Annotated in this window: 14 protein-coding genes and 1 tRNA gene; 4 read left to right on the top strand and 11 right to left on the bottom strand. The window is 71.5% G+C overall.

From position 1 onward, the window contains the following. Window positions 1-2 precede the first annotated feature (2 nt). The 5 genes from pdxS to pgsA all read right to left on the bottom strand — a co-directional run bounded on the left by pdxS (window position 3) and on the right by pgsA (window position 4,474). On the bottom strand, window positions 3-917 hold the full coding sequence (gene pdxS, locus H7827_RS26920) for a pyridoxal 5'-phosphate synthase lyase subunit PdxS (protein ID WP_030727176.1): 915 nt from the start codon (window positions 915-917) through the stop codon (window positions 3-5). 153 nt (window positions 918-1,070) lie between these two features. Further along, on the bottom strand, window positions 1,071-1,619 hold the full coding sequence (locus H7827_RS26915; RefSeq protein WP_386541462.1) for a hypothetical protein: 549 nt from the start codon (window positions 1,617-1,619) through the stop codon (window positions 1,071-1,073). A gap of 43 nt (window positions 1,620-1,662) precedes the next feature. Next, entirely contained in the window at window positions 1,663-2,877 is a 1,215-nt protein-coding gene (locus tag H7827_RS26910; RefSeq protein WP_432747654.1) for a glycosyltransferase family 4 protein, read from the bottom strand. Continuing rightward, the gene (locus H7827_RS26905) at window positions 2,874-3,806 is read right to left on the bottom strand and encodes a phosphatidylinositol mannoside acyltransferase (protein ID WP_432747652.1); all 933 of its coding nucleotides are present in this window, start codon (window positions 3,804-3,806) and stop codon (window positions 2,874-2,876) included. The genes H7827_RS26910 and H7827_RS26905 overlap by 4 nt, the downstream gene beginning before the upstream one ends. After that, a complete protein-coding gene (gene pgsA / locus H7827_RS26900) occupies window positions 3,803-4,474 on the bottom strand; it encodes a phosphatidylinositol phosphate synthase (protein ID WP_386541457.1) in 672 nt (223 codons plus the stop codon). The genes H7827_RS26905 and pgsA overlap by 4 nt, the downstream gene beginning before the upstream one ends. Window positions 4,475-4,707: 233 nt before the next feature. Between pgsA and H7827_RS26895 the strand changes: the two genes are divergently transcribed. Continuing rightward, the gene (locus H7827_RS26895) at window positions 4,708-6,384 is read left to right on the top strand and encodes a hypothetical protein (RefSeq protein ID WP_386541455.1); all 1,677 of its coding nucleotides are present in this window, start codon (window positions 4,708-4,710) and stop codon (window positions 6,382-6,384) included. Between the two features lie 28 nt (window positions 6,385-6,412). Here H7827_RS26895 and H7827_RS26890 read toward each other — a convergent pair whose 3' ends face one another. From H7827_RS26890 to H7827_RS26880, 3 genes are all read right to left on the bottom strand, one after another. Beyond that, complete coding sequence (locus tag H7827_RS26890) at window positions 6,413-6,961, bottom strand: HIT family protein (protein ID WP_432747651.1); 549 nt, start codon at window positions 6,959-6,961, stop codon at window positions 6,413-6,415. Between the two features lie 335 nt (window positions 6,962-7,296). Continuing rightward, window positions 7,297-9,276 carry a threonine--tRNA ligase gene (thrS, locus tag H7827_RS26885; RefSeq protein WP_386541451.1) on the bottom strand — a complete coding sequence of 660 codons (1,980 nt, stop codon included), beginning with the start codon at window positions 9,274-9,276 and terminating at the stop codon, window positions 7,297-7,299. Between the two features lie 165 nt (window positions 9,277-9,441). Next, window positions 9,442-9,513 (bottom strand) — tRNA-Val (locus tag H7827_RS26880). A 335-nt stretch (window positions 9,514-9,848) separates the two neighbouring features. Here H7827_RS26880 and H7827_RS26875 point away from each other — a divergent pair. Together H7827_RS26875 and H7827_RS26870 are read left to right on the top strand one after the other, a co-directional pair. Continuing rightward, the gene (locus H7827_RS26875; RefSeq protein WP_003959770.1) at window positions 9,849-10,262 is read left to right on the top strand and encodes an SsgA family sporulation/cell division regulator; all 414 of its coding nucleotides are present in this window, start codon (window positions 9,849-9,851) and stop codon (window positions 10,260-10,262) included. A gap of 182 nt (window positions 10,263-10,444) precedes the next feature. Next, on the top strand, window positions 10,445-11,020 hold the full coding sequence (locus H7827_RS26870) for a CGNR zinc finger domain-containing protein (RefSeq protein WP_200368383.1): 576 nt from the start codon (window positions 10,445-10,447) through the stop codon (window positions 11,018-11,020). A 49-nt stretch (window positions 11,021-11,069) separates the two neighbouring features. On the opposite strand, the gene H7827_RS26865 is transcribed toward H7827_RS26870, so the two are convergent. Together H7827_RS26865 and H7827_RS26860 are read right to left on the bottom strand one after the other, a co-directional pair. Beyond that, window positions 11,070-11,270 (bottom strand): hypothetical protein, encoded by a 201-nt coding sequence (locus H7827_RS26865; protein ID WP_386541463.1) that lies wholly within the window; start codon window positions 11,268-11,270, stop codon window positions 11,070-11,072. A gap of 85 nt (window positions 11,271-11,355) precedes the next feature. Then, a complete protein-coding gene (locus tag H7827_RS26860) occupies window positions 11,356-11,754 on the bottom strand; it encodes a hypothetical protein (protein ID WP_386541448.1) in 399 nt (132 codons plus the stop codon). Window positions 11,755-11,863: 109 nt separating this feature from the next. Here H7827_RS26860 and H7827_RS26855 point away from each other — a divergent pair, with 109 nt between their 5' ends. After that, window positions 11,864-12,373, top strand: coding sequence for a DsbA family protein (locus H7827_RS26855; RefSeq protein WP_364243844.1), 510 nt, complete (start codon window positions 11,864-11,866; stop codon window positions 12,371-12,373). Window positions 12,374-12,409: 36 nt separating this feature from the next. Here the strand turns inward: H7827_RS26855 and H7827_RS26850 are convergent, their stop codons facing one another. Continuing rightward, a complete protein-coding gene (locus H7827_RS26850) occupies window positions 12,410-13,252 on the bottom strand; it encodes a GNAT family N-acetyltransferase (protein WP_432747650.1) in 843 nt (280 codons plus the stop codon). Window positions 13,253-13,259 lie beyond the last annotated feature (7 nt).

Genomic DNA, 13,259 nt, shown 5'->3' with positions numbered 1-13,259 from the left:
GCTTACCAGCCGCGCCCTGCGTAGCGCTCGGTCTCGGGCAGGGTGTCGATGTTGATGCCGACCATGGCCTCGCCCAGGCCGCGGGAGACCTCGGCGATGACCTTGGGGTCGTCGTAGAAGGTGGTGGCCTTGACGATGGCGGCGGCGCGCTGGGCCGGGTCGCCGGACTTGAAGATGCCGGAGCCGACGAAGACGCCCTCGGCGCCGAGCTGGCGCATCAGCGCGGCGTCGGCGGGGGTGGCGACACCACCGGCGGAGAACAGCACGACGGGCAGCTTGCCCAGCTCGGCGACCTCGCGGACCAGCTCGTACGGGGCGCGCAGCTCCTTGGCCGCGGCGAACAGCTCGTGGTTGTCCAGGGAGCGCAGCCGGCCGATGTCGCCCTTGATCTGCCGCATGTGCCGGACCGCCTCGACGACGTTGCCGGTGCCGGCCTCGCCCTTGGAGCGGATCATGGCGGCGCCCTCGGAGATCCGGCGCAGGGCCTCGCCGAGGTTGGTGGCACCGCAGACGAAGGGGGTGGTGAAGGACCACTTGTCGGTGTGGTTGACCTCGTCGGCCGGGGTCAGCACCTCCGACTCGTCGATGTAGTCCACGCCCAGCGCCTGCAGTACCTGGGCCTCCACGAGGTGGCCGATGCGGGACTTGGCCATCACGGGGATGGAGACGGCCTCGATGATGCCGTCGATCATGTCGGGGTCGGACATCCGGGCGACCCCGCCGTCCTTGCGGATGTCGGCCGGCACCCGCTCCAGGGCCATGACCGCGACCGCTCCGGCGTCCTCGGCGATCTTCGCCTGCTCGGGGGTGACGACGTCCATGATCACGCCGCCCTTGAGCTGCTCGGCCATGCCGCGCTTGACGCGGGCGGTGCCGGTCTCGGGGGTCTGAGGGGTGCTGGGGGACGTGCTGGACACGAATTGACCTCACTCGGCAGTTAATAATGCGACATGACCATCGTAGGCCCGGGCGGGCGGGAGCCACGAACGGCCCGGTTCCCGGGCGGTGACCGGGGCCACCGGATGCGATGACACCCGGTGGCCGGTCGTGCGGCAAGGGCCAATCCGTGGTCAGTGGCCTGCGGCGGTCAGCGCGGCCGGCGGCTCGTCGTCCATCTCGAAGGCGAGCGGGAAGGGCGCGTGCCCGGCCAGCCGGAACCAGCGCACCGTACGGTGACGGCGCAGCGCACGGGCCGCCCGCACCGCGTCGTTGTGGAACCGCCGCGCCATGGGCACCCGGCGCACCGCGGCCTCCAGCTCGCGCACCGTGTCCTCACCGCCCGGGGCCTCGCGCACCGCCTCGACCTGGTCGTTCTCCCCCAGGACCGCGCGCAGCGCCTGGCTCAGCTCGCTCTCGGCGACCTCGCGCTGCTCGTCCTCGGCCTGCCGCGCGGCGTGCGCGGCCTGGTTGAGCACCATGGAGGCGGCCGGATCGAAGATGCCCGAGGTCGCCACCTCCTGGGCGACGGAGGCGCGGCGCAGCAACTGCGCGTCGAGCGCGGCGCGGGCCGCGTCGATCCGGGCGTGCAGCCGGTCCAGCCGTCCGGCCGTCCAGCTGAGGTACACGCCGGCCAGCACCAGCGCGAGGGCGATCCACAGGGGCCAACTGAGAAGAGTCACGGCCGGTCACCCTATCGGGCACCCGGCGCGGCGCCGGACGCGACTACTCCTTGGAGTCCCCGGATTCCCTGCTGTCCTTCGCCTCCTTGGGCTCCCTGCTCTCCCGGGACAGGCCCAGCCGCCCCAGGAGCCCGACCCGGTCGTCGGGGGCGACCGCACCGGCGCCCGCGGTGACCGTCTCGTAGACCGCCAGGATGTCGTTGCCGACCGTGGACCAGTCGAAACGCCGGACATGGCGGCTGCCGTACGCGCGCAGCGCCTCCCGGCGCTCGGGGTCGCCCAGCAGCGCCAGCGTCGCGGCGGCGAGGGCGTCCGCGTCCTCGTTGGGGAACAGCTCCCCCGCCGCGCCGCCGTCCAGCACCTGGGCGAACGCGTCCAGATCGCTGGCCAGCACCGGTGCCCCCGCGGACAGCGCCTCCACCAGGATGATCCCGAAGGACTCGCCGCCGGTGTTGGGCGCGATGTACACATCGACGCTGCGCAGCAGCCGGGCCTTGTCCTCGTCGCTGACCATGCCCAGGAACTCCACCCGGGAGCGCATCTCGGCGGGCAGCGAGGCCACGGCCTCCTTCTCGTCGCCCCGCCCGGCCACCAGCAACCGGGTCTCCGGGCGTTCGGCGAGGATCTTGGGCAGCGCCCGCATCAGCACCGGCAGGCCCTTGCGGGGCTCGTCGATCCGGCCGATGAAGCCGATCGTCCCGCCCTGCCACTGCGCCTTGGGCTCGGCGTCGGCGAAGAAGCCGACGTCCACCCCGTTGGGGATCAGCACGGCGTCGCCGCCCAGATGCTCGACCAGCGTGCGGCGCGCGTACTCGCTGACCGCGATCCGGGCGCTGATCTTCTCCAGCGCGGGCTGGAGGATCGGATAGGCGGTGGCCATCGCCCGCGAGCGCGGGTTGGAGGTGTGGAAGGTCGCCACGATCGGGCCCTTGGCGGCCCAGCAGGTCAGCAGGGCCAGCGAGGGCGCGGCCGGCTCGTGCACGTGCAGCACGTCGAAGTCCCCGTCGTGCACCCAGCGGCGTACCCGGGCGGCGGACAGGAAACCGAAGTTGAGCCGGGCCACGGAGCCGTTGTACGGCACCGGGATGGCCCGCCCGGCGGCCACCGCGTACGGCGGCAGCACGGTGTCCTCGTCGGCCGGAGCCAGCACGGACACCTGGTGGCCCTGCCGGATCAGGTGCTCGGCCAGGTCGCGGATGTGGAACTGCACCCCGCCCGGGACATCCCAGGAGTAGGGGCAGACGATGCCGATTCTCATGCCGCGCGGTCCTCCCGCTGTGCGGCGCCCGCCTCGCCGGGGCGCGGTTCGAGATCGGCCAGCCACAGCCGCTGGAGCATGTGCCAGTCGTGCGGGCGCCGGGCGATGCCGGCGGCGAAGGAGTCGGCCAGCGCCTGGGTCATGACGGCGGTCCGCTCGGCGCGGGTGCCCTGCTCCGGGACGTCGACGGCGGGGTGGACCCGACCCTTTATCACCTTGGTCTCGTCGTACCACAGCTCGACCGGGAACAGCGCGGCCCCGGTCTGCTGGGCGAGCAGTGCGGGCCCGGCCGGCATCCGGGTCGGCTCGCTGAAGAACTCGACCTCCACCCCGGAGGCGGACAGGTCACGGTCGGCCACCAGCGCGACCACCCCGCCCTTGCGCAGCCGGCGGGACAGTATCCCGAAGGCGGAGCCGCCGGTGTGCGGCACCACCTCCATGCCCAGGCCCTCGCGGAAGGCGACGAAACGGTCGTACAGCGTCTCCGGCTTGAGCCGCTCGGCGACCGTGGTCAGCGGGATGCGCAGTTCGGTGACCAGCCAGGCGCCGGCCACGTCCCAGTTCCCGCAGTGGGGCAGCGCGAGTACCACGCCGCGCCCCTCCTTGAGGGTGTCGGTGACGAGGTCGAAATCGGCCACGTAGAAGCAGTCCTTGATGCGCTGCTCGCCCCACACCGGCAGCCGGAAGGACTCGATCCAGTACCGCAGGTAGGAGCGCATCCCCTCGCGCGACAGCTCGCGCAGCCGCTGGGGGGAGGCGTCGGGGACCACCCGGGCGTAGTTGGCCTCCAGGCGCTGCACCGCGGGCCCGCGGCGGCGCCACACGGTGTCGGCGACGCGCCGGCCCAGGGCCATGGCCGCCGGTTCCGGCATCCGTTTGACGGTGGCCCAGCCCAGGCCGTAGAGCGCGTCGCTCAACCGCTGCTTCATGCCCCTCCGTTCCGCGCCGCCTCGGCCGCGTCCGCGGCGTCCGCCTCGGCGGACTCCCGGCGTACGGTGACCACCCGCTGCACGATGGTGACCAGCGAGCCGATGGCGACCACCCACAGGGCGATCGGCAGCAGTACATCGATGTGCGGGACGGAGAAGGTGCGTTCGAAACCGGCGAGGCCCGTCAGCACCAGCGTGATGGTGAGCCGTTCGGCGCGTTCCACCAGCCCGTTGACCTTGACCGGCAGCCCGATGCTCTCGCCCCTGGCCTTGGTGTAGGAGACCACCTGGCCGCTGGCCAGGCAGACCAGGGTCACCGCGCACAGCAGCAGGTCGTCGCCGTTGCCGGCGAACCACAGCGCGAGCGCGGAGAAGATCGCCGCGTCGGCGACCCGGTCCAGCGTGGAGTCCAGGAACGCGCCCCACCGGCTGGAGGTGCCCAGCTGGCGGGCCATGTTGCCGTCCACCAGGTCGGAGAAGACGAACAGCGTGATGACGACCGTGCCCCAGAAGAACTCGCCGCGCGGGTAGAAGGCCAGTGCTCCCGCCATCACTCCGGCGGTTCCGACGCAGGTCACGGCGTCCGGGCTGACCCGCAGCCGCAGCAGCAGCGCGGCGAACGGCGTGAGGACACGCGTGAAGAAAGCCCGCGCGTACTTGTTGAGCATGACCTTCCCAGGGGTCGGTGACGGGCCGGATGGTCGAACGGCCACCGGCCGCCCCATCGTAGTCACGCCGCGGGCTGTCAAGGGCGCCGAGGTCGTCCGGGCCGCAAATCGCCGTTGTGGGCCCGGCGCGGGGGCCCGCGCCGCTAGGCTGACCCCGGCGTGCAGGTGTGCCGGTCCTCCCGGAGGGGAACGGGCCACCCGGGCGGCTGAAGTGTGAGGACTGGGGGTTTGCGATGTCGGCGCTGGACGATCTGCGCAACGCGGCGGGCATTGATTTCGACTTCGCGCCGGGCGCGCAGGTGCCGCTGTCCGGGGCGGGCACCGGGCACTCGGGGATGAGCCAGGCGCTGGCCTCGGTCGCCTACCGGGACGTGCCTCCCGAGGACATCAAGGAGCCGAACGACGCCGCCGGGGTGAAGAAGGGCAAGTTCACCCTGCTGGAGCCCAATCTGGGCGAGGCGTTCACCCGCGCCGTGGAGACCCGGATGATCGCGGACGACCGCAAGCCGCTGGTGCAGTCCTTCGGCGCCGATCCGCAGACGGTGGTGGAGCACGCGCTGTCCGCCAAGCGGATCCGCAAGCAGCGGGACCGCAGGCTGACCCTCATCATGGGCATCTTCGGGGTGCTGTTCCTGCCGGGCGTGCTGATCTGGCTCGGGCTGTTCCAGCTGCGCCGCACGTTCGCCGGCTCCCAGGGCCGGCAGGCCGGCTTCCTGGGCACCCTCACCCTGGTGGCGATCGCCGCGCTGATCGCGCTGCTGGTGATCAGGGTGCCGCTGGGCGGGCCGATCCGGCTGTACGTGTGGAGCATGCTGCCGGCGCCCATCATCGGCTGGTACTGGGCGAAGCAGATCTCCGAGCGCACCGCGCAGAATCTGCGCGCGCACTGGGCGGACCTGGCGGGTGGCGGCGGCTCGGGCGCGATGATCCCCGAGGCCGTTCCGCAGAACCCCAACGACAAGGAGGCGGAGCGGCTGCGGGTGGGCCTGGCCAAGCTGGCCGCCGAGCAGAACAGCAACATCGTCCACTACGCGGGCCCGCAGGGCATTCTGGGCATGGGGGTGCGCTGGGGCAGCTGGCAGCTGGCCGAGGAGCTGGTGCCCAAGGACCCGGGGCGCGAGATCGACCCGTTCCGGGCCTGGGACGTCGCCCGTGCCATCCACGACCAGTTGCGGATGCTGGAGCGCGGCCCGCTGCACACCGGTGGCTTCCCCACCCCGTCGATCAAGCACTGGGTGGTCCGTCACATAGGGGAGGGCGCCGGCGCGATCAGCCGGCCCATGGGGGACACCGCCGACTCGTTCGGCATCGACAACCTCGAGGTCCAGCGGATCTGCAACGAGCAGCAGTTCGACAGCGGGGACCGGCACTATCTGGGTGTGCAGTTCGTGCTGTGGGACGGCGAGCTGGTGCTCACCATGATGATCACCGTCACGGTGCTGCACCACACGCTGCGAATCGAGGTCACCGGGCACGCGCTGGGGCCGATCCACGGGTTCTTCCGCAAGGGGCCGGACGGCAAGTCCAAGGAGATCCGCGATCCGGTCAAGTTCTGGAAGAAGAAGAAGGTGCCGCTGCCGCTGGTGGACGCCAAGGAAGTGGTCCGGCTGGCCGCCCGCGCCCCGCTGACCTGGTTCCCGGCCAAGCTGGACGCCTACGGCGGCACCATCTCACTGCCGGAGCCGTTCGGTCTGCGGCACACCTGGGCGGGCAAGCCGTGGCGGCACCGCTTCATGGCGGACGACGCGCTGCGCGCGGCCACCCCGGTGCTGCGGGTGGCGCACGCGGCGGCGTTCCGGGTGCTGGAGGAGAACGGCGTGGACATCAGCCGCTTCGAGGGCCGTTCGCAGGCGCTGGGCGGCGCGGTGCAGGCCGCCGAGCCCCGTAAGGCCGACGAGTACAACATGTGAGGTACGGCCCGTGACGGGCCGCACCGGGTCAGCCGGCGGGCCAGGCGGCGGCGAGCAGCCGTCTGGTGTCGGCGAGCAGTTGGGGCAGCACCTTGGTGTGCCCGACCACCGGCATGAAGTTGGCGTCGCCGCCCCAGCGGGGTACGACGTGCTGGTGCAGATGCGGGGCGATGCCGGCGCCGGCCGCACTGCCCTGGTTCATCCCGATGTTGAAGCCGTGCGCGCCGGAGGCGGTACGGATCGCGGTCATCGCGCGCTTGGTCAGCAGCGCGAGTTCGGCGGTCTCGTCCTCGGTCAGCTCGGTGTAGTCGGCGACGTGCCGGTAGGGCACCACCAGCAGATGACCGCCGTTGTACGGATAGAGGTTGAGCACGGCGTACACCTGCTGGCCGCGGGCGATGACGAGCCCGTCCTCGTCGCTCTTGGTGGGGATGACGCAGAAGGGGCAGCCGTCACCGGCGCCGTCCCCGCGCGGCTTGCCCTCGCCCTGGATGTAGGCCATCCGGTGGGGGGTCCACAGTCGCTGGAACGCGTCCGGCGTCCCCACCCCGATCTGCTGCTCCAGCTCGCTGTTCATCTGAGTTCCTTCGTGGGCTCCCCCGCTTTCGGGCGAGGGAAGAAGCGGACACGCGGCTTGCATACTCAAAGAGCTTGGCCGACCACGAAGCGTGTCAGCCGAGCTTACCGCCGGGCTGGTGGGAAGTCAGGTCTGTGGAGCTTGTGTAAGACCGTGGGCGGCACACCGTCCCTTCGCCGGCAACCCCAGGCGGCAACGGGCTGTGCAGCAGAAAGGTCCGGTCCGCGAGGGCTGGGATTCCCTTCGTTCTTCCACGAGGGGGAGGAGGCCAAGGCGGTCAGCATAGGCTCCGCCGGGCGGTCCGGGGCAATCCCGGACCGCCGGCCGGCGGGCGATCAGACCTGGACGCGGGCCTCGACGGCCTCGGCGATCTCGCGCAGCGCCTCCGCGCGCGGGATGCCGTTCTTCTGGGAGCCGTCGCGGTAGCGGAAGCTGACCGCGCCGTTGGCCACGTCGTCGTCACCGGCGATCACCATGAAGGGGATCTTGGCCTTCTGGGCGTTGCGGATCTTCTTCTGCATCCGGTCCGAGGAGGTATCGACGTCGAACCGGAGCCCGGCGGCCTTGGCCTCGGCGGCGAACTCCTCCAGGTAGGGCACGTGGGAGTCGCCGACCGGGATGCCGACCGCCTGGACGGGGGCCAGCCACGGCGGGAAGACACCCGCGTAGTGCTCCAGCAGGACCGCGAAGAACCGCTCGATGGAGCCGAACAGGGCCCGGTGGATCATGACGGGCCGCTGCCGGGAGCCGTCGGCGGCGGTGTATTCGAGGTTGAAGCGCTTGGGCTGCTGGAAGTCGACCTGGATGGTGGACATCTGCCAGGTACGGCCGATGGCGTCCTTGGCCTGGACGGAGATCTTCGGGCCGTAGTAGGCGGCGCCGCCCGGGTCCATGACGAGTTCGAGGCCCTGCTTGCCGGCGGCCTGGCGCAGCGTCTCGGTGGCCTCCTCCCACTCCTCGGGCTCACCGATGAACTTGTCGGAGTCGTCCCGGGTGGAGAGTTCGAGGTAGAAGTCGTTGAGGCCGTAGTCGCGCAGCAGGTTCAGGACGAAGGTCAGCAGGCTGTCGAGTTCGTCCGGCATCTGCTCGGTGGTGCAGTAGATGTGGGAATCGTCCTGGGTGAATCCCCGGGCCCGGGTGAGGCCGTGGACGACTCCGGACTTCTCGAAGCGGTAGACCGTGCCGAACTCGAACAGCCGCATCGGCAGTTCCCGGTAGGACCGCCCGCGCGCCCGGAAGATGAGATTGTGCATCGGGCAGTTCATGGCCTTGAGGAAATAGTCCTGGCCCTCGAACTCCATGGGCGGGAACATCGACTCGGCGTAGTTCGGCAGATGCCCGGAGGTCTCGAACAGCTTGGCCTTGGAGATGTGGGGGGTATTGACGAATTCGTACCCCGACTCCTCGTGCCTGCGGCGCGAGTAGTCCTCCATCACCTTGCGGATGACACCGCCCTTGGGGTGGAAGACCGCGAGGCCGGAGCCGAGCTCCTCGGGGATGGAGAACAGGTCGAGCTCGGAGCCGAGGCGGCGGTGGTCGCGCTTCTCGGCCTCGGCCAGGAACTCCAGGTGGGCCTTGAGTTCGTCCTTGGTGGGCCAGGCGGTGCCGTAGATGCGCTGGAGCTGCGGGTTGCGCTCACTGCCGCGCCAGTAGGCGGCGGCGGACCGCATGAGCTTGAAGGCCGGGATCAGCCGGGTGCTGGGCAGGTGCGGACCGCGGCACAGGTCCTTCCAGCACAGTTCGCCGGTCTTGGCGTCCACGTTGTCGTAGATGGTGAGCTCGCCCGCGCCGACCTCGGCGGAGGCGCCCTCGGCCGCGTCGGCGGCGGAGCCCTTGAGACCGATCAGCTCGATCTTGTAGGGCTCGGCGGCGAGTTCGGCGCGCGCCTCGTCATCGGTGACGACCCGGCGGGCGAAGCGCTGACCCTGCTTCTGGATCTGCTGCATGCGCTTCTCGATGCGGCCCAGGTCCTCGGGGTGGAAGGGCTGCTCGACGTCGAAGTCGTAGTAGAAGCCGTCCTTGATGGGCGGGCCGATGCCCAGCTTGGCCTCGGGGAAGAGGTCCTGCACGGCCTGGGCCAGCACGTGGGCGGTGGAGTGCCGCAGGATGTTCAGGCCGTCGTTCGAGCTCAGCTCGACCGGCTCGACCTCGTCGCCGTCGGCGAGCGGGTGCGTGAGGTCGCGCAGCTCGCCGCCGACGCGGGCGGCGACGACGGAGCGCTGCCCCTCGAAGAGGGCGGCGGCCGTGGTGCCCGTGGTCACCACGCGCTCTTCCCGCTCGGAATCGCGTTGGATGATCACACGGACGTCTGACACCGGTCTCTCCTGACGTTGGCGGCTGCTCGATGCGCAGCGCTCGCTGCGATTTCGCATGGTACCGAGCGGGCTGGCCCGGCCGCGAAACGGTTGCGGGGCCGAGCGCGCAGCCCGGCCAACCAACGCAAGAAGGCCGGTCCTTGACGGACCGGCCTTCCCAGGGCGTGGGCGATACTGGGATCGAACCAGTGACCTCTTCGGTGTGAACGAAGCGCTCTCCCGCTGAGCTAATCGCCCTGGGCTGGTGCTTTCGGGCTGTTCCCCTCGGCACGAGAAGAACAATACACAGCTCAGCGCCCCAGAACCAAATGAACTCCCGGCGGGCGACCGGCCCCTCGTCGCCGGCCGGAGTGCGGGGCGGAGCGCGGCGGGCGTCACCGGATGGCGCATCACTCGTTGACAGGGGCGCCGCTCTCTGTAGCCGACTGTGCACAAAATGGCACTCACCCATTCGAATGATGTCAAGCATCGCAAATAGGACAGAGGGGTTTACAACCGGCGCGTACGTGGCATGTCGAATTCGCCGACGTGCGAATCCCCGAGCGCACACTGAGCGAAAGGCCCTGGCGCTTATGAACACCACGGTCAGCTGCGAGCTGCACCTGCGCCTCGTTGTATCGAGCGAGTCCTCACTGCCTGTACCCGCGGGGCTGCGGTATGACACGGCGGACCCCTACGCCGTACACGCCACATTTCACACCGGAGCCGAAGAAACCGTCGAGTGGGTTTTCGCCCGCGATCTCCTGGCCGAGGGGCTGCACCGGCCCACCGGGACGGGAGACGTCAGGGTGTGGCCCTCCCGCAGTCATGGCCAGGGGGTCGTGTGCATCGCACTCAGCTCCCCGGAGGGCGAAGCACTGCTGGAGGCCCCCGCCCGGGCCCTGGAATCCTTCCTCAAGCGCACCGACGCCGCCGTCCCGCCGGGCACCGAACACCGGCACTTCGACCTCGACACCGAGCTCTCGCACATTCTCGCGGAGAGCTAGAGACCCGCCGGTTCTCCGCGCCGTCCGACTCGGGGCGACGGCGCGGGGCCGGCGTCGCACACAGCGCACAGCGCCGTCGCGGACCACGCGGCGGCGCTGTCGTGTCACCGAGCGGCTAAAGTCCGGGGGCAGGAACGCCAGGGAGGGCGGGTCCCCGCCCCTGACCCCACCGGGAGACGGCCTTGCTGATCAACCACGACACCCGGTGTGCGCTCACCCATACCGTGGATCTGCTGAACACCGCCCTCGGCGACGGCTCGCCGGACGCGCTGAGCACCGTGGAGCAGCTGCGCTCCTACGTCGAGTCCCACGATCTGAGCGGCGTCCAGGTGGGAGCCCTGAGCGAGGCGGACCTGGCGGGAGTGCGCCGGGTGCGGGAGCTGTTCGCGGCGGTGTTCGCGGCGGGGACGGACCGGGAGGCCGCCGAGCTGATCAACGCGATGGTCGCGAAGGCCGGCACCACCCCCCAGCTGACCGACCACGACGGCCACGACTGGCACGTGCACTACTTCGCGCCGGGTGCCTCGGTCGCCGACCATCTCTCCGCGGACTGCGGCATGGCGCTGAGTTTCTTCCTGGTCGCCGGGGAACGGGAGCGGCTGCGGCGCTGTGACGCGCCGGATTGCCGCCGGGCCTTCGTGGACCTGTCCCGCAACCGTTCGCGCCGTTACTGCGACAGCAGGACCTGCGGGAACCGGCTGCACGTGGCCGCCTACCGGGCCCGGCAGCGGCGCTCGGCCGCGCACAGCGGCGGCTGACCCTCCCCCGGCCGGAGGGCGGGCCGCCGCGCGGCCGAGGCCCCCGCCGTCACAACCAGAACCGGTCATAGACCCCCGAGAGAAGCAGCAGCACGCCGATCACCGTGAGGAAGAGGATCAGCGGCGGCTGCGAGAGCGCGAACAGACAGCCCCTGGCCTCCGGATCACCGGGGTCAGGGGCGGGACGGTCGGCCGTGTCGGGCCGGATCGGGGGATCGGGAGCGTGCTGCTCCCCGGTGAAGTGCGCCATGTCGCGGTGATCATGACGCAGCGGCCGCCCCCTCCGCGATCAACACACCTCATATGAGCGGGGATTCGCTATTTCGAGGGTCTGGTCATATGCCGTGCTTCTTCAGGATGGCCTCGATGTCCGAGAAGTCATCGGCGGGCGCCGCCGCGGCGGCGGCACGGCCACGCTTGGCGGGCAGCGCGGGGGCCTGCGCGGCCGGCTCGGCCGCGGCCTGTCCCGCACCGCCGCCCCCGCGGCGGTCCGCGAACCCGGCGACGAAGAAGATCAGCACGGCGAGACCGATGACGCCCAGGCCCGCCCAGGCGACCGGGTTGAAGGTCATGTTGAGCACGAACCGCACCACACCCGTCATGGCGAGCCCCAGGGGCAGCAGCGAGAAGGCAGCCACCCGCAGCGCGGTGGCGTAGCGGCGGCGCTTGGCCACCAGAAAGGCCACACCGAGGCCGGCGGCGGTCAGCAGGGTGCAGAATGTTCCGATCAGCATCCTTCCATCCTGCCTGGCGTCGCTCCCGGAGGCCATGGCCGCAGCGGGGGGATCAGGGACAATTCGGGGTAGCGGCGGGCCACGGCGGCCCGGCTGGAAGACTGGGGGCATGAGCGAAGCAACCGGCCGCACCGTCGTGCTCGACGTGTGGTGCGACCTCCAGTGCCCCGACTGCCACCGCGCCGAGAGCGACCTGCGGGCCCTGCGCGAGCGGTTCGGCGACCGGCTGGAGATCAGGCGGCGGCACTTCCCGCTGCCGGGCCACCGGCACGCGCAGGCCGCCGCCCAGGCCGCCGAGGAGGCGTACGCGCAGGGCCGGGGCGACGCGTACTGGACGGCGCTGCTGGAGCGCACGGCCGAGCTGCGCGAACGCGGGGAGCCGGTGCTGAGCGAGGTGGCGCGGGCCACCGGGGTGGACGCCGAGGAGATAGAGACGGCACTGATCGACGGCCGCCACCTGCTGGCCGTGGACGCCGACCAGGCCGAGGGCCAGGCGCTGGGGGTGCGCGGCACTCCCAGCTACGTGATCGCCGGGCAGCGGCTGGACGGCGGCGCGAGCCAGGACGGACTGCTGGAGCGGATCGGCGGGATCGCCCAGGAGGAACTCGACCGGGCCTGAGCGCCCGGGGCGCCCGTCCCGGCACCCCGCGCGCGGTCAGAGCAGCGGCTTGTGCAGCCGCAGGGCCACCGGGCGGTAGCCGAGGGAGTCGTACAGCCGGCGGGCCGGGGTGTTGTCGGTGAGGACACTCAGGCCCAGCAGTTCGCCGCCGGCGGCGGTGGTGAGGTGCTCGGCCTCCCGCAGCAGCGCGCGGCCATGCCCCTGCCCCCGGTGCGCCTCGGCGACCTCCACCGCGTACACGTAGCCGTCCGCCCCGTACGGCAGCCGTCCGGGGCCCGTCGTCAGCCACAGGGTGCCCACGTCGGTGCCGTGGTGGCTGAGCACGCGCAGCACGGCACCCTCGGTGTGGTGGCCCTGTGGCAGTTGTGCCGCGAGCAGGGTGTCGGCGTGCGCGGCCGCGTCCTCGGGCCCGGCGCCCTGCGCGCGCCGCGCGGCGGCGAGCCGCTCCCGCTCCGCCGCATGCCAGGACGCGTACTCCCGCTCCCCCATCGGCCGGACCGCGCTGCCCGCCGGGAGCGGCGGCTGGTCGGCCGGTCTCTTGGCCAGCCAGCGGTTGCGTTCGGTGTAGCCCAGCGCCGTGAACAGCCCGAGCGCCGGGGCGGCTTCGGCCGGGATGTCCACCTCGGCCCGTACGCAGCCCCAGCCGCGCAGGATCTCCTCCGCGGCCAGGGCGGCCACCGTGGCCCGCCCCCGGCGGCGGTCCTGCGGCGCCGCGATGCCCAGCTCCTCGATGCGGCCCGCGGCCGGCCCGTATCCGGGGACACGGGTCAGCCGCAGGCCGCCCACCGGGCGGGAGTTGACGCGTATGTCGTAGCCACGGGTCCGGCCGCCGTGGGCGGAGCGCTCCTCGGGCCCGTTGGGCCGCACGGTGGTGGTCATCTCGCCT

Source organism: Streptomyces sp. JH002, assembly GCF_050916115.1.
GTDB lineage: Bacteria > Actinomycetota > Actinomycetes > Streptomycetales > Streptomycetaceae > Streptomyces > Streptomyces xiamenensis.
This window is presented reverse-complemented; position numbering and strand designations above follow the sequence as displayed.

Coding starts and splice junctions, on each gene's coding strand:
- H7827_RS26860 (WP_386541448.1), bottom strand. CDS start 11,754: ATGCTGATCGGAACATTCTGCACCCTGCTGACCGCCGCCGGCCTCGGT.
- pgsA (WP_386541457.1), bottom strand. CDS start 4,474: ATGCTCAACAAGTACGCGCGGGCTTTCTTCACGCGTGTCCTCACGCCG.
- H7827_RS26850 (WP_432747650.1), bottom strand. CDS start 13,252: ATGACCACCACCGTGCGGCCCAACGGGCCCGAGGAGCGCTCCGCCCAC.
- H7827_RS26910 (WP_432747654.1), bottom strand. CDS start 2,877: ATGAGAATCGGCATCGTCTGCCCCTACTCCTGGGATGTCCCGGGCGGG.
- H7827_RS26855 (WP_364243844.1), top strand. CDS start 11,864: ATGAGCGAAGCAACCGGCCGCACCGTCGTGCTCGACGTGTGGTGCGAC.
- H7827_RS26895 (WP_386541455.1), top strand. CDS start 4,708: ATGTCGGCGCTGGACGATCTGCGCAACGCGGCGGGCATTGATTTCGAC.
- H7827_RS26865 (WP_386541463.1), bottom strand. CDS start 11,270: ATGGCGCACTTCACCGGGGAGCAGCACGCTCCCGATCCCCCGATCCGG.
- H7827_RS26890 (WP_432747651.1), bottom strand. CDS start 6,961: ATGAACAGCGAGCTGGAGCAGCAGATCGGGGTGGGGACGCCGGACGCG.
- H7827_RS26875 (WP_003959770.1), top strand. CDS start 9,849: ATGAACACCACGGTCAGCTGCGAGCTGCACCTGCGCCTCGTTGTATCG.
- H7827_RS26905 (WP_432747652.1), bottom strand. CDS start 3,806: ATGAAGCAGCGGTTGAGCGACGCGCTCTACGGCCTGGGCTGGGCCACC.